This is a genomic window from Luteimonas sp. Soil_C_5, from assembly GCF_057656615.1.
Genome location: NZ_JBDGKA010000001.1, coordinates 401,882 through 421,897 on the forward strand (window position 1 = coordinate 401,882; position 20,016 = coordinate 421,897).

Below are 20,016 nucleotides of genomic sequence, written 5' to 3' on the forward strand. Positions count from 1 at the left end.
CGCCGACGTTTCCTTTTCACCTGTTGTGACCCGCCTGTAATGGTGGGCGTAGAGATCATATGGCGATTGACGAGTTGCTGGACGAGCGCGAACAGGGGGAGCGGGTCAAGGCCTGGCTTCGCGACAACAGTCTCGGACTGATCGGCGGCCTGGCGCTCGGCGCAGCGGTGATCTTTGGGTGGCAGTTCTGGAAGCAGCGCACGCATGTGCAGGCGGTCGAACAGAATGCCGCCTACGAGAGCGCGCTGCTCGACCTGCTTGGCGGCGATCTGGACAAGGCGGCGCAGCGTGTGGCCGACCTGCCGGATGGCGCCTACGGCGAGCTCGCCGCGCTGCAGCTGGCCAAGGCCCAGCTCGATGCCGGCGACCGCGATGCGGCGATTGCCACCCTCGAATCCGTCGAGCGCACCGAACCCGGTCTCGCGGCCGTTGTGCAGCAGCGCCTCGCGCGCCTGCTGACCGATGCGGGTCGCGGCGAGGAAGCGGTGACCCTGCTGGCCGATGCCCGCGATGCGGTCTCGCTCGAAGCCCGCGGCGACGCGCATTTCGCACTGCAGCAGCTCGACCAGGCGCGCACCGACTATTCGGCGGCACTGCGCCATCTCGACAGCGCCGCGCCGCAGCGCGGTCTGCTCGAACTCAAGCTTTCCGAAGTCGGCGGCACTCCCGACGCACCCGAGGTTGAATCCTGATGACCCAGCAGACGGCCCCCGCCGTGGCTCTTCCCGTCCAGTCCCGCGCGCTCCGGATCGCGGCGATCGCGCTGTGCGTGTTCGCGGTGAGCGGTTGCAGCACGGTCCGCGGGTGGTTCGGCAACAGCGAGAAGGCCGACGCCAAGGCGCTGACCGAGCCCGCGCCGCTGACCGACTTCACCGCGTCGGTCAACGTCACCCGCCTGTGGTCGGCCAACGCCGGCAAGGGCGAGGATCGCCTCGGCGTGCGCCAGGCGCCGGCCGTGGCCGACGGCCGCGTCTATGTCGCCGCGATCAAGGGCGGCGTCCGCGCATTCGATCTGCAGTCCGGCGCGTCGGTCTGGCAGCACGCGTCCGACCTGCGCCTGAGTGGCGGTCCGGGCGTGGGCGATGGCCTGGTCGTGGTCGGCACGCTCGACGGCGAAGTGCTCGCGCTCGACGCGGCCACCGGTGAAGAGCGCTGGACCGCGCAGGTCACCAACGAAGTCATCGCTGCGCCGGCCGTCGGCCAGGGCGTGGTGCTGGTGCGCTCCAACGATGGCCGCGTCACCGCGTTCGATGTCGCCAGCGGCGAGCGTCGCTGGTTCTGGGTGCGCGAAATGCCGGCGCTGACCGTGCGCGGCAACGATGCCCCCACGCTGGGCCCGGGCTTCGTGTTCGTCGGCAATGACGACGGCACGATCGCCGCGCTGTCGCTGAGCGACGGTCGCACGCTGTGGGAGCAGGCCGTGGCCCAGCCCGACGGCCGCACCGAACTCGAGCGCATGGCCGACGTCGACGGTTCGCCCGTCCTGGACGACGCCGTGCTGTTCGCCAGCAGCTACAAGCAGCGCACGATGGCGCTTGAAGGTCCCAGCGGACGTCCGCTGTGGGTCAGCGAGCACGGCGGTTCGAACCGTCCGGGCGTCGGCGCGCAGCGCGTCGTGGTCACGGATCCGGCCGGCACCGTGTGGGGCCTCGACAAGTACAGCGGCACCGCCGCGTGGCAGCAGCCGGCCCTGGCCCGCCGCAACCTCAGCGGCGCGGCGATCCACGGCGATTACGGCGTGGTCGGCGATTACGACGGCTACCTGCACTGGATGCGCCTGGACGATGGTTCGTTCGTGGCCCGCGAGCGCGCTGGCCGCGCCGCGATCAACGGCGCGCTGGTCGTCGTCGACGGCGTGCTGGTGGTCCAGAACGTCAACGGCAACGTGACCGCCTGGCGCATCGCGCAGTAAATGTTCCAACGGGCGCGGGTGCCGGAAACCGGCATCCGCAGCCCAGACAGCGGAACGCGCACCCCGGGGTGCGACACTACGGCCCCGGGTAGTCTCGCTGCCCGGGGCCGTACGCGTTCCAGCCGCAGGCGACGGACATGCCGCCGCGTGCTTTTTTCCTCATTCAATCCGGACTGCCCATGCTTCCGCTCGTCGCCCTCGTGGGCCGCCCCAACGTCGGCAAGTCGACGCTGTTCAACGCGCTGACCCGCACCCGCGACGCGCTCGTCCATGACGCGCCGGGCGTCACCCGCGATCGTCATTACGGCGTATGCCGGCTCAACCCGGACGTGCCGTTCGCGCTGGTCGACACCGGCGGCATCGCCGGCGAGAACGTGCATCTCGAAGGCACCGGCCTGGCCGGCCCGACCGCGAAGCAGTCGCGCGCCGCCGCGGCCGAAGCCGATCTGGTGCTGTTCGTCGTGGACGGCCGCGAAGGCGCCTCCGCGCTGGACGACGAGATCCTGCGCTGGCTGCGCAAGATCGACAAACCCACGTTCCTGATCATCAACAAGACCGACGGTCTGGATGCGCGCGCGGCCGAGGCGGATTTCTCGCGCTACGGGTTCTCCGACACGCATGCGATCTCGTCGGCGCACCGCCACGGCATCGACGAACTGGTCGACGAGATCCTCGAGAAGCTGCCGGAAGTGGGCCAGTCCGAGCAGCTCGACAGCGATCCCGACCGCGTCCGCGTGACCTTCGTCGGCCGCCCGAACGTGGGCAAGTCGACGCTGGTCAACCGCATCCTCGGCGAGGAGCGGATGATCGCCTCCGAAGTGGCCGGCACCACGCGCGATTCGATCGAGGTCGATCTCGAACGCGACGGCCGCAAGTACCGTCTGGTCGACACTGCCGGCATCCGCCGCAAGTCGAAGGTGGACGAGGCGGTCGAGACGTTCTCCATCATCAAGACGCTGCAGGCGATCGAACATTCGCAGGTGTCGGTGGTGATGATCGACGCCAGCGAAGGCGTGACCGACCAGGACGCCAGCGTGCTCGGCGCGGTGCTCGATTCGGGTCGCGCGCTCGTCGTCGCGGTCAACAAGTGGGACGGCCTGACCGATTACCAGCGCGAGCAGACCGAAGCGCTGCTGTCGCGCAAGCTGGCCTTCGTGCCGTGGGCCGAAGCGGTGCGCATCAGCGCCAAGCACGGCTCGGGTCTGCGCGAACTGTTCCAGGCGATCCACCGCGCGCACGCGTCGGCCAACTACAAGTTCGGCACCTCGGAAGTCACCAAGGCGCTCGAAGTGGCCTACGAGACCAATCCGCCGCCGGTCGTACGCGGACACGCGCCGAAGCTGCGTTACGCGCATCCGGGCGGCGAGAATCCGCCGACGATCATCGTCCACGGCAACCGCCTGCGGACGCTGCCCGACAGCTACAAGCGCTATCTGGAGAATTTCTTCCGCAAGCGCTTCAAGCTCGTCGGCACGCCGGTGCGCTTCCTGTTCCGCGAGGGCGACAACCCCTACAAGGACAAGAAGAACGTGCTCAACGAACGCCAGCTGGCGAAGAAGAAGCGGCTGATCCGGCACGTCAAGCGCAAGTGATCCCGCCGCCGTCCCGTGACACGCTGACCGTCGGCCTGCTGGCCGGTGGCCGCGCGACGCGACTGGGCGGTCTGGACAAGGCCTGGCTGCTGCGCGATGGCGTGGCCCAGGTCGAACGACTCCACGCACGTGTCGCGCCGCATGCCGCGCGCGTGCTGGTCAGTGCCAATCGCGACCTGCCGCGTTACGCGGACGCAGGCATCGACGCCATTCCGGATCGCTACCCCGATCGCGGCCCGCTGTCGGGCCTAGACGCGCTCGCGGCTGCGTCCACGACGCCGTGGCTGTTCACGCTGCCGGTGGACGCGCTGCACATCGAAGCCTCCGTGCTGTCGCGCCTGATCGACGCGGCCGGCGACACTGGCGCGAGCGCCGAAGACGACGACGGCCTGCAGCCGCTGGTGGCGCTGTGGCCCGTGGCCGGATTGCGCGCAGCGGTGGCCGATGCGTTGGCCGGCGACGATTTCTCGGTACGCGGTCTGCAGCGCGCACTCGACATGCGGACCGTGCGCTTCGCGCAGGTCCGCTTCGGCAACCTCAATACGCCCGGTGATCTGCGCCGGGCCGGAGTCACCCATGACTGAGCCCACATTCCCGTTCCGCGTCCCGTTCACCGAGGCCTGCGCAATCGTCGATGCCGTCGCCGCCGAACGTCGTCTGCAGCCGCAGACCGTTTCACTGTCGCGAGCGCATGGCCATGTACTGGCGCGCGATGTGGTCGCGACGCTGCCGCAGCCGCCGTTCGACAACTCGGCAATGGACGGCTTCGCGCTGCGCCACGCCGATCTCGTGGCCGAGGGCGCGCCGACGCGCCTGCGCCTGGACGGCGAGCAGTTCGCCGGGCCCGATGCGGCGTTGACCGTCGAGGCGGGCAGCTGCGTGCGCATCACCACCGGCGCGCCGTTGCCGGCCGGCGCCGACACTGTGGTGATGAAGGAAAACACGCTGCTCGATGGCGATGAGGTCGTCGTGCAGATCGCGCCGCGCCCCGGTCAGCACGTGCGCCGCGCCGGTGAAGATTCGCGCATCGGCGATCTGCTGCTGCGCGCGGGAGACACGCTGACGCCGGCCCGCATCGGTCTCGCAGCGTCGCAGGGTCTGGCGCAGCTCGATGTCGTGCGGCGTCCGACCGTCGCGGTGTTCGCCACCGGCGACGAACTCGTCGAGCCCGGCATGTCGCTCCGGCCCGGGCAGATCTACAACTCCAACCGCGACCAGCTGATGGCGCTGCTGCGCGCCGAAGGGCTGGAGCCGGTCGCGTTCCCGACACTGCCCGACGATGCGGCGCAGATGACGTCCGCGCTGCGCCATGCCGGCGAAGCCTTCGACCTGGTGCTGACCTGCGGCGGCGTGTCCGCTGGCGAGAAGGACCTGCTGCCCGAGCTGCTGCAGCGCCGCGGCCGTGTGCGGGTCTGGAAGATCATGATGAAACCCGGCATGCCGCTGCTGCTGGCCGAAGGCGACACCTTGGGCCCGGCGCTGTTCCTGTGCCTGCCGGGCAACCCGGTCTCGGTGCTCGCGACCTGGCTCGCACTGGGCCGTCGTCTGGTCGACGGTCTGCAGGGCAGGGCGCCGCGAGCCCTGCGCCGCGCGCGGCTGGCCTCGGACTGGACGAAGACCCACGAACGCCTCGAACTGCTGCGCGGCCGCTGGTGGATCGACGACGAGGGGATTTCCCGGGTGGAACCGAACCCGGCCGATGGATCGCACCGGATGCAGGCGGCCGCGGATTCGGACGCGCTGATCGTGCTCGATGCCGGCGCCCGCGATTATGCGAGCGGCACGCCGGTGGATGTGTTGCCGTATTGAGCGCTTCCAGTGGCCTCACATCCTCAATGCCGTCATTCCCGCGCAGGCGGGAATCCAGGGACGTTGTACCTTCAGAAGAAGCAGCGTGATGACCTTTGATACCTCGGTGGATGTGTTGCTTTACTAATTCGGGTCCCGGGGACGCGCAGCGCACTCACCTCTTCAACATCGTCATTCCCGCGCAGGCGGGAATCCAAGGACGTCACATCTTCAGAAGAAAGCGGCACGGTGACCTTCTCGGCTACGCGTCATCGACCTGATCGGATCGATCTCCGGACAGCAAAGTCCGTTGATGATCAGCCATTCGGCTGTTGAGGAGCGCCTCCTGCCTGACCGGACATGCGTCCGTTGAAAGCCGCGGGAATGAGGCGTGACGTCCATGGATTCCCGCCTTCGCGGGAATGACGCTGACTTGGCATACGTCTTCGGGGACCGCGACTGATGGACGTGACAGCCGCACGCAGCGTTCCCCGCGCACGCACCGCGTCCGCGCGATAATCGCGCCATGGCCATCCAGCAACTCACGCCGGCGCAGGCCCGGCAACGCCAGCAGCAGGGCGTGCGCCTGATCGATGTGCGCGATGCGCATGAGCGGGTCACCGGCATGGCCGAGGGCGCGGATGGCGTCGATCGCGCCGTGCTCGAGGCCGCGCCACTGGCGCATGCGCCTGACTTGCAGGCGCCGCTGGTGCTGATCTGCCAGAGCGGCCGCCGGTCCCTGGAGGCGGCGGAAACCCTGGCCGCGCTCGGCTACACCGGTCTCGCGTCCGTCGCCGGCGGCACCAGTGCCTGGCAGGCCGAGGGTCTGCCCACCGTGCTGCCGGATGGCGATGTCGATCTCGATTTCCACGAGCGCTATTCGCGGCATCTGAAGCTGCCGGAGATCGGGCTCGCGGGCCAGCAGCGGCTGGCCGAAGCGACCGTGCTGGTCATCGGCGCGGGCGGTCTCGGGTCGCCGGCGGCGTACTACCTCGCCGCGGCCGGTGTCGGCACGTTGCGCATCGCCGACGACGATGTCGTCGACCGCAGCAATCTGCAGCGGCAGATCCTGCATGCCGAGGACCGCATCGGCCAGCCGAAAGTCCAGTCGGCGGCGACCACGCTCGGTGCGCTCAATCCACGCACGCGCATCGAAGCCATCGCCGAGCGCGTCACCAGCGACAACGTCGATCGCCTGCTCGACGGCGTCGATCTCGTGCTCGACGGCGCCGACAACTTCCCCGTGCGCTACCTGCTCAATGACGCCTGCGTGCTCCACGGCGTGCCGCTGGTCTACGGTGCGGTCCACCGGTTCGAAGGGCAGGTCAGCGTGTTCGATGCCGGGCGTGCGCGTGGACGCTGCCCCTGTTACCGCTGCCTGTTCCCCGAACCGCCGCCGCCGGAAGCCGCGCCCAACTGTTCCGAAGTCGGCGTGCTCGGCGTGCTGCCGGGCGTGATCGGTCTGCTGCAGGCGACCGAGGCGCTCAAGCTGCTGCTGGGGCTGGGCGAACCGCTGAGCGGTCGTCTCCTGCAGTTCGACGCGTTGCGTATGCAGTTCCGGCAGACGCGCCTGGCCCCCGATCCGGATTGCCCGGTCTGCGCACCCGGACGCCCGTTCCCGGGCTATATCGATTACGCCGCGTTCTGCGCGGGCTGAGTCGGCACCCGGGCACAACGCCTCTTCACGGCGTTGTGGGGCAGGATGCGACGACCGCGATCCCCTGCGCGGATGGAGTGAGCGATGCGCCACCTGCTGACGCGCCTCTTGTCGCTGGTCCTGCTGCTGTCGCCGATGGCGGCGTTCGCGGCCGATCCCTGTCCCTTGCTGCGTGCGCAGGTCGAGGCTGCCGATCCGGCCACCCGGCTTGCCGCAGCGGCCTGCGAAGAGCATCTGCGCTGGCATCGCCCTTTCATCGACGAGCGCGGCCGCTATGCCGGCTCGACCGTGCGTGAGGCCGAAACCGCGCTGCTGACCACCGGCGAACAGGCCTGGCGGCGCGTGGCCGGTTACTGGCAGGGCGCCGGCCTGCTGCCGCGGCTGCAGCATCGCCCGGGCGCCTACGACTGCACGTTCGCCCCCTTCGCCACCCAGCCCTCGGCGGCCTGCCGGGCGTTCTTGGTCGACGTGCCGTGGTCGGCGGCTTTCATCTCCTGGACCACGCGCCGCGCCCGGTTGCCGGGGTTCAACGGTTCACCCAGCCACGTGGATTACGTGCGCGACGCCTATCGCAATCCCGAGACCAGCGCCTACCGCGTGGCCGATCCCGTCGCGACGCGCCCGGCGCGTGGCGACATGCTGTGCTACGTGCGCGCCGCGAACCGGGTGTTCGGCTTCGCCGGCCTGGCGACGCTGCTCAGCAGCGAGGACGGCGGACTCGGCATGCACTGCGACATCGTGGTCGGTGCAGCGGGCGAGGGCGCGGCGAACGCGTATCTGGTCGGCGGCAACGTGCTCGACGGCGTGACCATGCGGCTGATGCCGCTGAGCGCCGGCGGCCAGTTCGCGTCGCTGGCGATGCGCGCGGTCGAGGATCCGCCGTGCACACCCGATACGCCGCTGGCCTGCGATGCGAATCGGCAGGACTGGGCCGTGCTGCTGCAACTGCGGCCCGCCGCCGAACTGGCGGCGCTGACACCGGCGTCCCCGCTGCAACTCGCCGCGCCGCCCGTCATGCCCGATGCCACTGGTCCGGCGGGATCCGCACCGATGTGCTGCGTGGAATGCAGCATCGGCGACGGACTACCGCGCTGCCCGTAGGTGGTGCCCGTATCCGGCCGAGCGCCGCCCGCGGGCTGCGCGTCCAGGGATGCTCTGTACAAGTCGGTGCTTCTTCGTCATTCCCGCGCAAGCGGGAATCCAGTGCCTCTGCTCTCAGGCGTTTGAAAGTCCCCGGATGCTCAGCGCTTCGGCTGTTGCGACGCGCTTCCGTCTGACCGGACATGCGCCCGTGGAAAGCCGCGGAAATGGCGATTCGATCAGAGAATCCCTAGCGGAAGAATCCGCTAAGCGCCTCGGGATACGCCGGAAACTGCTGGATGTCGTTGTGTCCGGCCTCGGGAAACGCGATGACGCGCGGCGGCGTCGGCAGCGCCTCCGCCAGACGGTCCGCGCGTGCAGGCGGCACCACCGTGTCGCGGTCCGCGCGCAGGATCAGCAGCTGTCCGTCGAACGCGGCGAGATCGCGCGCCGGGCTGTAGTGCTCGCGCAGCAGCCAGCGCACCGGCAGCCAGCGGTAATGACCCTGGGCGACTTCGGCCAGGTCGTCGAAGGGCGTGATCAGCGCCAGTCGGGCGACCGGCCGCTGCGCCGCGACATGGCTGGCCACGCCAGTGCCGACACTGCGTCCGAGCACGTCGACCTCTGCGCCCGGGTGCGCCGCCGCCACGCTGTCATACAGCGCCAGCGCGTCCGCCTTCATCTCCGTCGCGCCCGGGGCGCCATCGCTGGCACCGTAACCGCGATAGGCCAGCAGATGCACCCGGTGACCGGGAAACCAGCGGGCGAAGTCGGCACGGTTGGCTTCGACGCGTTCGGCATTGCCGCCGAAGTACAGCAGCGGCCGGCCGTCCTCGGGACCGATGCGCCAGCCGCGCAGCACCACGTCGCCGCGGTCCAGTTCGAAATCCGTCTGCGTCGCCGGTGTCCCGGTGACCTGGGGCATGTACAGCAGGTGGCGCTGGCCGAACAGCATCGCCAGGCACAGCGCGGCGTAGCCGAGCACCGCGATTCCCAGCACGTACGCGAGCAGACGCATGCTCAGCCCGGCGGATGCGCGCGTTGCGCGGCTTCGAACGCGGCCAGCTGCTCGGACGTCGCCTCGCGCTGGTGTTCGGCTTTCCATGTGGCGAAGGGCTGGCCGTAGAGCGCGGTGCGCGCCGCGTCCTTGTCGAGATCCACGCCTTCGTCGCGCGCTGCATCGCGGTACCAGTCGGCCAGGCAATTGCGGCAGAAGCCGGCGAGGATCATCAGGTCGATGTTCTGCACATCAGGGCGTGCGTCCAGCAGGTGCGCGCGCAGGCGCCGGAACACGGCCGCTTCTGCGCGGATTTGCGCATCGTCTGACAGGGCGGGGGCGGCATCGGCCATGGAAAACTCCGAACGTGGGGCGGGGTGACAGGATCGGTGCCCGGCCCGCGACCCGCAAGCCGGTTGATTGTCGACGCGTGCGGACCCTGTCGGTAAGGGCGCGCTTGCGCGCGACAAAACCGATGGGAAAGCCTTATCGCGCGCGAGCGCGCTCCCACGGTGGACGTGGCTTCCGGCATCGCCCGTTGCGAAGCGCGCCGCCGTAACTGGAAACAACGTGCAAGAAAGCCCTCATGTGGGAGCGCGCTTGCGCGCGATAGACCGCGATGGGAGAGCCAATTCGCGCGCGAGCGCGCTCCTACGGTGAAGTGGCTTTCGGCATCGACGGCATGCGCTTGTGTCAGCAGCTCCAGTCTCGAAGCGCACGTCGGAGCCGAAGCAACGCGCGAAAAATCCTCCTGTGGGAGCGCGCTTGCGCGCGACAAGCCGCGTTGGGGAGGCCGCATCGCGCGCGAGCGCGCTCCTACAGTGAACGTGGCTTCCTGCATCGCCGGCATGCGCTGGTGCCGGCATCGCCGTCGCGAAGCGCGCCGCCGGAACCGGAAACAACGCGCGAGAAAATACTCCTGTGGGAGCGCGCTTGCGCGCGTCAGACCGCGATGGAAAAGCCATGTCGCGCGCAAGCGCGCTCCTACGGAACACGTGGCTTCCGGCATTGACGGCACGCGCCAACAGCGCCCACCGCGGACCGCGCCGCCGGAATCGGCGACAATACGCGCCCTTCAGATTGCCGAAGCCGCTCCGCATGACCGCCCCCGTCCCGGCCCGAATTCTCGACGGCAAGCGCATTGCCGACACCCTGCTCGACGAACTGCGCGTGCGCGTCGACGCGCGCCTGGCCGCGGGCCGGTCGCGTCCCGGCCTGGCCGTGGTGCTGGTGGGCGCGGATCCCGCGTCGCAGTCCTACGTGCGCAACAAGCGTCGCGCCGCGGAGAAGGTAGGTATCCAGGCCTTCGATTTCGATCTGCCGGTGGGCACCACCGAGGCCGAACTGATCGCGCTGATCGACCGGCTCAATGTCGATCCGGCCGTGCACGGCATCCTGGTCCAGCTGCCGCTGCCCGGCATTCCCGATGCCAACCGGCTGATCGAGCGCATCGACCCGCGCAAGGACGTCGACGGCTTCCACCCGGCGAACGTCGGCCATCTGGCGCTGCGCCAGTTCGGCCTGCGCCCGTGCACACCGCGCGGCATCACCACGCTGCTGGCCTACACCGACCGCCCGGTGCGCGGGCAGAGTGCGACCATCGTCGGCGTCAGCAATCACGTCGGCAGGCCCATGGCGCTGGAGCTGATGATCGCCGGCTGCACGGTGACCACCTGCCACCGCTTCACGCCGCCGGATGTGCTGCAGCGGCACGTGGGCGAGGCCGACATCCTGGTGGTCGCGGTGGGGCGCCCGGCGCTGATTCCCGGCGAATGGGTCAAGCCCGGCGCCGTGGTCATCGACGTGGGCATCAACCGGCTCGAGGATGGCCGCCTGGTCGGCGACGTGGGCTTCGCCGCCGCCGCGCAGCGCGCCAGCTGGATCACCCCGGTGCCGGGCGGCGTGGGCCCGATGACCGTCGCCACGCTGATGCAGAACACCATCGAGGCCGCGGACGCCGCCGACGCGGCCCGCTGATCCCGGGGCTGCCGTCCCCCAGGATGGTCGTGTCGCCGGTGCGCCGCTGCGTTGCAGCCGCCGGCGGCGCAAACGCGATAGAATGGCGCGCTTCCTCCCCTCCGGCGCCCCGCATGCTGCGCATCCAGGCCGAAGCACTCACGTACGACGACGTTTCGCTCGTCCCCGCCCATTCGACGGTCCTGCCCAAGGACGTCCGCCTCTCGACGCGGCTCACCCGCGACCTGCGCCTGAATCTGCCGATCATCTCGGCGGCGATGGACACGGTGACCGAGGCGCGGCTGGCGATCGCTATGGCCCAGCTGGGCGGCATCGGCATCGTGCACAAGAACCTCAGCATCGAACGGCAAGCGGCCGAGGTGTCGAAGGTCAAGAACTTCGAAGCCGGCGTGATCCGCGAACCGTTCACCGTCGGTCCCGACGCGACCATCGCCGAGGTCATGAAGCTCACCCGCGCCCGCAACATCTCCGGCGTGCCGGTGGTGGACGGCGGCCGGCTGGTCGGCATCGTCACCGGGCGCGACCTGCGCTTCGAGACCAAGCTGGACGATCCGGTCCGCAACGTGATGACCAAGCAGGACCGCCTGATCACCGTGCGCGAAGGCGCCAGCGACGGCGAAGTGCTGGCGCTGCTGCACAAGCACCGCATCGAGAAGATCCTGGTCGTCAACGACGCGTTCGCACTGCGCGGCCTGATCACGGTCAAGGACATCCAGAAGGCCCACGACAATCCCAACGCCGCCAAGGACGCCGACGAGCAGCTGCTGGTCGGCGCCGCGCTGGGCGTCGGCGGCGATACCGAGGCGCGCGTCGAAGCGCTGGTCGCGGCGGGCGTGGACGTGGTCATCGTCGACACCGCGCACGGCCATTCGCACGGCGTGCTCGATCGCGTGTCGTGGATCAAGAAGCATTACCCGTCGCTGCAGGTGATCGGCGGCAACATCGTCACCGGCGATGCGGCCAAGGCGCTGGAAGACGCCGGCGCGGACGCGGTCAAGGTCGGCGTGGGTCCGGGTTCCATCTGCACCACGCGCGTCGTCGCGGGTGTGGGCGTGCCGCAGATCACCGCGGTCGACATGGTGGCCGAGGCGCTGCAGGACCGCATTCCGCTGATCGCCGACGGCGGCATCCGCTACTCGGGAGACATCGGCAAGGCGCTGGTCGCTGGCGCATCGACGGTGATGATCGGCGGCCTGTTTGCCGGCACCGAGGAATCCCCGGGCGAGACCGAGCTGTTCCAGGGCCGCAGCTACAAGAGCTATCGCGGCATGGGCAGCCTGGGCGCGATGGAGCAGGGCAGCAAGGACCGGTATTTCCAGGATTCGTCCGATGCCGACAAGCTGGTGCCCGAAGGCATCGAAGGCCGCGTGCCGTACCGCGGCCCGCTGAGCGGGATCATCCACCAGCTGGCGGGTGGCTTGCGCGCGACGATGGGTTACGTGGGCTGCGCCACGATCGAGGACATGCGCAGCAAGCCGCAGTTCGTGAAGATCACCGGCGCCGGCCAGCGCGAGAGCCACGTGCACGACGTGCAGATCACCAAGCAGCCGCCGAACTACCAGGCGGGCTGACGTTCCGTGAGAGCAGCGACGGGGGGTGTCGGCGTCGTGGTCCTGATGCTGGTGTCGGCGTGCCAGCACGACACCGCTCGAAGCGTCGCGTCCCAAGCCGGTGAGCCGGCAGCCTCCGCTGCCAGTGCCGCGCCTGTTGCCGGCGCGGCAACCGGCATCGCGGCGGATGCAGGCAGCCAGCGCTTCAGCGCCTGCGGTGCCAGCTTCGACATCCCGGGCGACTGGGTGCCCGAACAACGCGCCGGCGGCGAGTGGCGGGTCCACGGACATAACGCAGCGGATGCGGGCTTCAAGGTGTCCGTGCGCTGCATGCCCGACCAGGTGATCTCGCCGCGCGCGCTGCTCACTGAACTCGACGCGGTACGCGACGTGCTCGGCTACGGCCCCGACACCCTGCACCTCGGCACGCTGGAATATCAGCTGTGGGCGGCCGTTCTTCCCAAGCGTCCCGGCCTGGTGGCCGTGCTGCAGGCCGAAGATGACGGCCCCGGCCGCATCGAAGTGGCCGTCTGGGCGGACCCCGGCAAGCGCTCGCCGTACGATCCGCCCTCGAAGTCGCAGGGCCTGCTCGCCATCCACTGGTCCGATGACGACCCGCAGCAGGTCGCCCGGTACACCGCACTCCGCACACAGATCATTTCCTCCTTCTCAGCGCCGTTGCCCGACGGGCACGACCGGACCCGAACGCCATGACCGACCTGCACAGCGACAAGATCCTGATCCTCGACTTCGGCGCGCAGTACACGCAGCTGATCGCCCGCCGCATCCGCGAGCTGGGCGTCTACTGCGAAATCTGGGCCTGGGACCATGATCCGGCCGAGATCGCCGCGTTCGCGCCCAAGGGCATCATCCTGTCGGGCGGCCCGGAATCGACGATCGAACACGATTCGCCGCGCGCACCGCAGCAGGTGTTCGACGCCGGCCTGCCGCTGCTGGGCATCTGCTACGGCATGCAGACGATGGCCAAGCAGCTGGGCGGCGAGACCGAGGCCGCCGACGCACGCGAGTACGGCCACGCCGAAGTCGCCATCGTCGCCAAGGACAGCCTGTTCGACGGCCTGAGCGATCACGCCGGCGCCCAGCGCCTCGACGTGTGGATGAGCCACGGCGACCACGTCAGCGCCGCGCCGCCCGAGTTCACCGTCACCGCCAGCACCGACCGCGTGCCGGTGGCCGCGTTCGCCAACGAAGACAAGCGCTGGTACGGCGTGCAGTTCCATCCCGAAGTCACGCACACCAAGCAGGGCCTCGCGCTGCTGCGCCGCTTTGTCGTCGACATCTGCGGCTGCGCCACGCTGTGGACCGCGGCCAACATCATCGACGACCAGATCGCGCGCGTCCGCGAGCAGGTGGGCAGCGACGAGGTGATCCTCGGCCTGTCGGGCGGCGTGGATTCGTCCGTCGTCGCCGCGTTGCTGCACAAGGCTATCGGCACGCAGCTGACCTGCGTGTTCGTCGACACCGGCCTGCTGCGGCTGGGCGAGGGCGACCAGGTCATGACGACCTTCGCCGATGCCTCCAGTTCCCATGGCCTCGGCGTACGCGTGATCCGCGTCGACGCGCGCGACCGCTACTTCAGCGCGCTCGCAGGCGTCAGCGATCCAGAAGCCAAGCGCAAAATCATCGGCAACCTGTTCGTCGAGATCTTCGACGAAGAGTCCAACAAGCTCAGCAACGCCAAGTGGCTGGCGCAGGGCACCATCTATCCCGACGTCATCGAATCGGCCGGCAGCAAGACCGGCAAGGCCCACGTCATCAAGAGCCACCACAACGTCGGCGGCCTGCCCGAGCACATGAAGATGGGCCTGGTCGAACCGCTGCGCGAGCTGTTCAAGGACGAAGTGCGGCGCCTCGGCGTCGAACTCGGCCTGCCGCGCGAGATGGTCTACCGCCACCCGTTCCCGGGCCCGGGCCTGGGCGTGCGCATCCTCGGCGAGGTCAAGGCCGAGTACGCCGAGATCCTGGCCAAGGCCGACCACATCTTCATCGAAGAACTGCGCAAGGCCGATCTCTACGACAAGACCAGCCAGGCCTTCGCCGTGTTCCTGCCGGTCAAGTCCGTCGGCGTCGTCGGCGACGCCCGCGCCTACGAATGGGTGATCTCGCTGCGCGCCGTGGAGACCATCGACTTCATGACCGCCCACTGGGCGCATCTGCCGTACGACTTCCTCGGCCGCGTCTCGAACCGGATCATCAACGAAGTCCGTGGCGTCTCGCGCGTGGTGTACGACATCAGCGGCAAGCCGCCGGCGACGATTGAGTGGGAATAACGGATGTAACTTGTGAGCGCAGTCACAGACTCTAAAGATGGTGGGATGGACCTGGGGTCAGCCAGCCGTTCTCTTGCCGGCTACGAGTATCAAATCGACATCTCGGTTTGGCTGGCGCTTGACTTAGTCCTAGCAAACCGTCTTACGCAAGAGTTGGTCTTGGAGCCTGTCTCCGAGGAGGACATTGAGGCTGATCTCGCCGAGAGTGAGCCTGGCCGTCTCACAAGCTCGGCGGTATTGGACGGCTATAGGCTGATTGTGCAAGCCAAGTTGCGTAGCGGAGACGCGTGGACTGTCGCTGGTGTGAAAGCGCTGCTCAAGCACGGGAAGAATCGGCCTTCGGCAGCCAAGCGACTCGAAGACAGCAATTCCCGATACCTGCTGATCACCTCCGCAGGCTTAAACGGTGGAACGCGCGAACTCCTTGTTCGGCGAGCGGGAAGTTGGCCGAATCCGGTCGATATGCCGGCGACACTGAGAAAAGTCTTACCCAAAGGCGCGGAAGGTAGAGTCGCGATCATCGGCAGTAAAGATGAGGAGCGCGTCGCCGCTGATATCAAAACGCTTTTGACAGAGAGCTTCCGCGTTCCCCACGCCCAGCTCAATGATTGCCGCGCGGCTTTGCGCGAACAAGCACGTGTGCGCATCGGGGGCGCGGGCGGCGGTCGGTGGACGCGCCCGCAGCTGGAGCAGATTATTCGCCGCCATAACGGTTACATCGCCAGCTCCCCTGAGCTTGACGCCTACGTCTGTCCTACCAACTGGAATGAGCTTCGAGGGGCGATGCGCGAACGGAACGCCGCGCTGATCATCGGCCAGTCCGGGACGGGGAAAACGATGGCGACGCGTAAACTTTATGACGAATTACGTAAAGAAATACCAGGCCTTGCGCGGGTGCCAATTACGCTTGGTCCCGATCAGCTTCGCGACGATGTTACGGACTCGCCCGTCCTCTATGACATTGAGGATCCTTGGGGACGATACGACTTTGATCCCAAGAGCAGACCTTGGAATGATCAACTCGCTCTGTTCTTCGCTAAGTCGCGCCCTGATCGAATGGTCGTCGCGACTTCGCGGCTTGACGTGGCGCAGAGCGCTGGCGCGCTCGAAACAGTCAAGCAGTGGCGAATCGCACTCGAAGCAGAACACTACGGCAGCGCAGAGCGACTGCGATTGTATCGAACGCGAATTGATGCGCTGCCGCGCGCACTGCAACCGCTTGCAAGAAAAAATGAAAGCGCAGTGCTAGCCGAGCTCGCGACGCCACTTGAGATTCAGAAATTCTTCGATGCCTTGCCAACCTTCGAAGACAAGGACCGGCGCAATCCGGCCGGATTAGTGGCAGAGGCAATTAGAAGGGCGCATCACGACTCCATTGAACGGACAGTGGTCGATCAAATCGAGGGGCGCGGAGACGTTCGAGCCGCCGCGATTCTATGGGGACTTCTCAAAGCCAGTAACAAGATTTCATTACAGCTGCTGCGTGATATTGAAGAGCTCCTCGCTGACTCTGAGCCTCATTTTGAAAGGGGTGTTTCCCCACTAGTCACGTTCTTCATCGCCGCTCGAAACCTGCGGCAAGCTGAAAGCACTATCGCCTATTATCATCCGAGGGTAGAGGCGGGTATCGAGCAGACACTGCTACGTGATCGTCTCGTCTCGCGTCGCTCATTGCGGCTCCTTATAGACATTCTAGTGTCACCCACTGGACCAGATGAAGTATGGGGTGTCGCGGCCTCGGCGCGTCTCCTTTTTGCCGCCAATCGTAGGCCGGAGCTGAAGCCGGCGCCTTCTAGGATGGCGCAGGTTAAGATCGATGCTTGGCTTGCATCTGAGTTGGCCAAGGGCGGCAAGGAGTTTGGAGACAACCTCGGTCTTGCCGAAGCAGCAGGATCGCCGGAAAGCAATGTTTCCGAGATTGCGCGCTTCTTGTTGCACCGGCCTGATCGCACGTTCGGCTGGATGCATGTTTGGGGGGCGCCGGAGCATGACGAATCATGGTACGCCCGGATGCGCGCTGATCCAGCGGTTAAGGCTGTTATGGAAATTTTCATCCGCGATGTGCTGCCAAGCGCTCGAGATGATTTTCGAGACACCTTTGTTGAAGAGGCCGGGCGAGTTGCGAGCGGGCTTACATCAGCATTCCTCGCCGCGGCATCCGTAGCGGTGCACTACGGAGTCACACAAACTCACGAAGCAATTGCGAAAGGTGCGCTGGCCGATATTGTCGGCTTCGAGTTAATTGTCGACGCCGCCGTTGCAGTTCGCACTCCAAGCGCCGCCGAAAACGAGCGTTACGCGGAGACCTACCTCGCGATCGTCAATGGTGAATATAGTGAGGATTATGCTGAGCACCTAAGTGACAATGATGACGGCTGGACCGCCGGAGAGTTTATTGAAGCTTATGTTCAGCGGGTTCGAGAGACGATTGGCTGGCGCCATTTGAGCGAGCATCGGCATCGAGAGAAGTTGCTTTATTACTGGCTTCAAGGGCTAGCTAGGGACGAGAATTTCGACTCTGATGAGATTGCCGGGGTCTTCTCGCGAGGTTACGGAAGCGAGAACGAGGAAGCTCTTTGGTACATACTCCTCAAGGCTTGGGGCCAGCGCTTCGAAACTGCGCTAGTGGAGCGCATCGTCGAGGGTCACGCCAACTCTCGGGTTCGCCTTGCTGCGTTAGCATGCCTTGCGGAGCGAGCGACAGATAGGCTGCAAGCAATCTGTCTGGACATGTCTAACCGCGGACTTGATGGCCGGCTGGTCGAGATCGCACTCGATCTCGGCGAGGTGCGCTGCAAGCGATCCAGTTTCGACGGCGCGGTGTTCGGCGAAGCCGCCGATCGTGCGGCAATGCTTCTTCCGCCGTGTCTTAAGGAGATTTGCGACGCCGTCGTCGCGATTGAGAGGAAGGCTACGCCCCTCCTTTCGGTGCAAGCGCGTGAGCTTTTGGCAGGTATCGAATCACCGAGCGAGGATCTACGACTATTCCGTGTCACCTTGGACGCTCAGGTTCCTATGCCGCCGATCAAGGAAGATGTCAGTTGGCTGCTGGCTAACGCAGGCGAGGTGCAAAGCGGGGTTGAAGCGATTTCGGCTGCGGTCCGCCACTGCATGACAGCAGAAATCAACTTTGGGCTGTCTCACCGTTTCGCGGCGGTGGTTGCGCGCGCGCTCAGGGCGATAGCGACGCCTATGGCAGCGCCTTTACCTGAGCCTCTGCTAGCTCTTGCTCGCCACAAGGGAAGTCCGGTGCGGAAGGAGCTAGTAAAGCTACTCGACGCCAAGCCAAATATTGAGCATCTCCCAGCACTGCTTGTGCTTGCGAAAGACAACTGGTCGCCTCAATCATTCAATTATGATGAGGGCAATTATCCCATCGCGCAGGCCGCAATTGGGGCGATTGGGAAGCTAGGGGTACTTGAGGATGAGGTGGCCGATGAGCTCTACCGACTGGGAATTGACACGCGAGATTCAGACGTCCGCTCGGCGATTTTTAGTTTACTCGTGCGTTTTTCCGGCGTGCGGTTCCAGTCGATACTGTTCGACCTCGCGGTTAATCCCGGTACGCGTTCGATTAGGCTAGCGGCGTCTTCGGCGCTCATGGGGGGCTATGAGCATGTTACAGCCGATTTAATCTCACGCCTGACGGCAAAGATGCTAGTGAATCGGATCGAAGAGGTAGCGTCCAGGTTTATCTTGCTCCTATCGTTGCGTGCAGAAATAAGTCAGATCCTGACGGTAGCTGAGGCTTTATCTACGCAAGAGAAGCGCCGGGTTTTTCTGCTCCTCGTAATATGGATTCTTCGGGAGCGGAGCGAAAATGCGGCTTGGAAGGTAGCGCGGATGCTGCCTATAGATCACCTTGGGGTGAAGTGGGCGATGGGAGATCTTGGGATAGAGCTAAGCCCAACGTGTTTGGACGATCTTGGGGATCCGATATGCGTAGAGCAAGTTTTGTTTTTTATGGTGCCCAAGAAGAATAAACGCTAAGCCCGCGAGGATGCTTGGCCGAATATCTGTGTGCGCTTTCGATGTTATCGAAATAAATACGATTCTGGTGTCAACTTGGAAGGCGAATTTAATTACATGCTTTGATTGCATGCGAGCTTCATGCTCGGAGGTTCTATAGCAATTCGCCGATAGTAATTAAGCAGCCGGGTGAATCCAGCAGCCTGGACTTTCGCTGTCGAAAAAATCCACCTCGACATGTGCTCCCAACTCATCTTGGATCGTCTGGAAGACCCGATTGCAGTACGCCTGATCCCCTCGGAATACTGATACCGCCACACGATTGATGCCCGTGTCTTTCATGCGTTTCAGCAGGTGAATGTCCTGTTCGGCAAAGCCCCAGCCGTAGACCACCAGCGTATCCCGCTGTGATTTCATCACCTCTCTGTAGACCGTGGAGAGGTAGTAGCTGTTCTGAATGGAGGCAACTTTCTGCGTCCACGTTCCCTCGCTCACGAACAAGGGCACGACCTCTCCGTTCTGCCAGCGTTGCAGGACCGCCTCCAGTAACCCATCCTGAAGATTGTGGATCTTGCGCTCCTGCTCAACCAAGTTTCGGCACAACACCAGGCTGCCATGCGCATAGAACACAAGCGAGGTCGAACGATCTCCTCGAATCGGGTGCCTAAATCGCTGCCAGTTATCGTCGAAGGCGCCACCTCCCACAAAGCAGTCTTTGAACGCATGCTGGTCGTCGATGTCCAACCCGTAGGTCATCGCCCAGTACAGCACCAGGTCGTAGTTGAGCGAGATGACGGTTCTGAACCGCTTCAAGAAATGATAGATACTGGGCAGGTGGACGCTTACCGCGCCGTGCTCCGGGTGAATGTCGCGGACTGTTTGGATGAGGCAGTCCCTAAGGCCGACGTAGGCGGCATGGGTCCGCTCGTCAGGTATTCTTAGCGAGCAGTTGACGTTCGATGCCTGCCAGACGATCCGAAGAACCAGCTCGAAGTCGTTGGTCTGAAAGAACTCAAACAACCGCTGAGCATCCTCGGGAAGCAGGGTCTGCTCGACGGCATGTTGCAGCAGCGAGCCGTAAGAGAAGCTCGGACTGACGGAAATGCTGGCACCGTTGCCGAGCAGCGCTGTGCAACCGTAGTTGTCCTCAATCGCTTTCCAAGACCTGATTTCAAACGGCATGTTGTTGGTCATTGCGCATCC

15 protein-coding genes are annotated in these 20,016 nt (G+C 65.8%); 12 read left to right on the forward strand and 3 right to left on the reverse strand.

All coding sequences use genetic code 11. The features are described from left to right. Positions 1–59 precede the first annotated feature (59 nt). The 7 genes from AC3A5K_RS01950 (at position 60) to AC3A5K_RS01980 (ending at position 8,050) form a co-directional block, all read left to right on the forward strand. The gene (locus AC3A5K_RS01950) at positions 60–692 is read left to right on the forward strand and encodes a YfgM family protein (protein WP_487615823.1); all 633 of its coding nucleotides are present in this window, start codon (positions 60–62) and stop codon (positions 690–692) included. A 23-nt stretch (positions 693–715) separates the two neighbouring features. Further along, positions 716–1,912: an outer membrane protein assembly factor BamB gene (gene bamB / locus AC3A5K_RS01955; RefSeq protein ID WP_487615824.1), complete on the forward strand. Its 1,197-nt coding sequence runs from the start codon at positions 716–718 to the stop codon at positions 1,910–1,912. Positions 1,913–2,091: 179 nt separating this feature from the next. Then, on the forward strand, positions 2,092–3,504 hold the full coding sequence (gene der, locus AC3A5K_RS01960) for a ribosome biogenesis GTPase Der (protein WP_487615825.1): 1,413 nt from the start codon (positions 2,092–2,094) through the stop codon (positions 3,502–3,504). Then, positions 3,501–4,088, forward strand: coding sequence for a molybdenum cofactor guanylyltransferase (gene mobA, locus AC3A5K_RS01965; RefSeq protein WP_487615826.1), 588 nt, complete (start codon positions 3,501–3,503; stop codon positions 4,086–4,088). The genes der and mobA overlap by 4 nt, the downstream gene beginning before the upstream one ends. Beyond that, a complete protein-coding gene (locus tag AC3A5K_RS01970) occupies positions 4,081–5,313 on the forward strand; it encodes a molybdopterin molybdotransferase MoeA (protein WP_487615827.1) in 1,233 nt (410 codons plus the stop codon). Before mobA ends, AC3A5K_RS01970 begins: the two co-directional genes overlap by 8 nt. 505 nt (positions 5,314–5,818) lie before the next feature. After that, a complete protein-coding gene (gene moeB / locus AC3A5K_RS01975) occupies positions 5,819–6,949 on the forward strand; it encodes a molybdopterin-synthase adenylyltransferase MoeB (protein WP_487615828.1) in 1,131 nt (376 codons plus the stop codon). A gap of 84 nt (positions 6,950–7,033) precedes the next feature. Continuing rightward, the gene (locus AC3A5K_RS01980; RefSeq protein ID WP_487615829.1) at positions 7,034–8,050 is read left to right on the forward strand and encodes a DUF2272 domain-containing protein; all 1,017 of its coding nucleotides are present in this window, start codon (positions 7,034–7,036) and stop codon (positions 8,048–8,050) included. 229 nt (positions 8,051–8,279) lie between these two features. On the opposite strand, the gene AC3A5K_RS01985 is transcribed toward AC3A5K_RS01980, so the two are convergent. Both AC3A5K_RS01985 and AC3A5K_RS01990 read right to left on the reverse strand, forming a co-directional pair. Then, complete coding sequence (locus AC3A5K_RS01985; protein ID WP_487615830.1) at positions 8,280–9,047, reverse strand: alpha/beta hydrolase; 768 nt, start codon at positions 9,045–9,047, stop codon at positions 8,280–8,282. Between the two features lie 2 nt (positions 9,048–9,049). Next, complete coding sequence (locus AC3A5K_RS01990; RefSeq protein ID WP_487615831.1) at positions 9,050–9,379, reverse strand: DUF1244 domain-containing protein; 330 nt, start codon at positions 9,377–9,379, stop codon at positions 9,050–9,052. Positions 9,380–10,124: 745 nt separating this feature from the next. Here AC3A5K_RS01990 and folD point away from each other — a divergent pair. The 5 genes from folD to AC3A5K_RS02015 all read left to right on the forward strand — a co-directional run bounded on the left by folD (position 10,125) and on the right by AC3A5K_RS02015 (position 18,834). Further along, positions 10,125–11,003, forward strand: a complete 879-nt coding sequence (gene folD, locus AC3A5K_RS01995; protein WP_487615832.1) for a bifunctional methylenetetrahydrofolate dehydrogenase/methenyltetrahydrofolate cyclohydrolase FolD — start codon at positions 10,125–10,127, stop codon at positions 11,001–11,003. Between the two features lie 113 nt (positions 11,004–11,116). Next, complete coding sequence (gene guaB / locus AC3A5K_RS02000) at positions 11,117–12,574, forward strand: IMP dehydrogenase (RefSeq protein WP_487615833.1); 1,458 nt, start codon at positions 11,117–11,119, stop codon at positions 12,572–12,574. A gap of 36 nt (positions 12,575–12,610) precedes the next feature. Beyond that, positions 12,611–13,267 (forward strand): hypothetical protein, encoded by a 657-nt coding sequence (locus AC3A5K_RS02005; RefSeq protein WP_487615834.1) that lies wholly within the window; start codon positions 12,611–12,613, stop codon positions 13,265–13,267. Then, positions 13,264–14,844, forward strand: coding sequence for a glutamine-hydrolyzing GMP synthase (gene guaA, locus AC3A5K_RS02010; protein ID WP_487615835.1), 1,581 nt, complete (start codon positions 13,264–13,266; stop codon positions 14,842–14,844). Before AC3A5K_RS02005 ends, guaA begins: the two co-directional genes overlap by 4 nt. A 12-nt stretch (positions 14,845–14,856) precedes the next feature. Continuing rightward, positions 14,857–18,834, forward strand: a complete 3,978-nt coding sequence (locus tag AC3A5K_RS02015) for an nSTAND3 domain-containing NTPase (RefSeq protein ID WP_487615836.1) — start codon at positions 14,857–14,859, stop codon at positions 18,832–18,834. A 156-nt stretch (positions 18,835–18,990) separates the two neighbouring features. On the opposite strand, the gene AC3A5K_RS02020 is transcribed toward AC3A5K_RS02015, so the two are convergent. Beyond that, complete coding sequence (locus tag AC3A5K_RS02020; RefSeq protein WP_487615837.1) at positions 18,991–20,007, reverse strand: DUF4917 family protein; 1,017 nt, start codon at positions 20,005–20,007, stop codon at positions 18,991–18,993. Between the last annotated feature and the right edge of the window lie 9 nt (positions 20,008–20,016).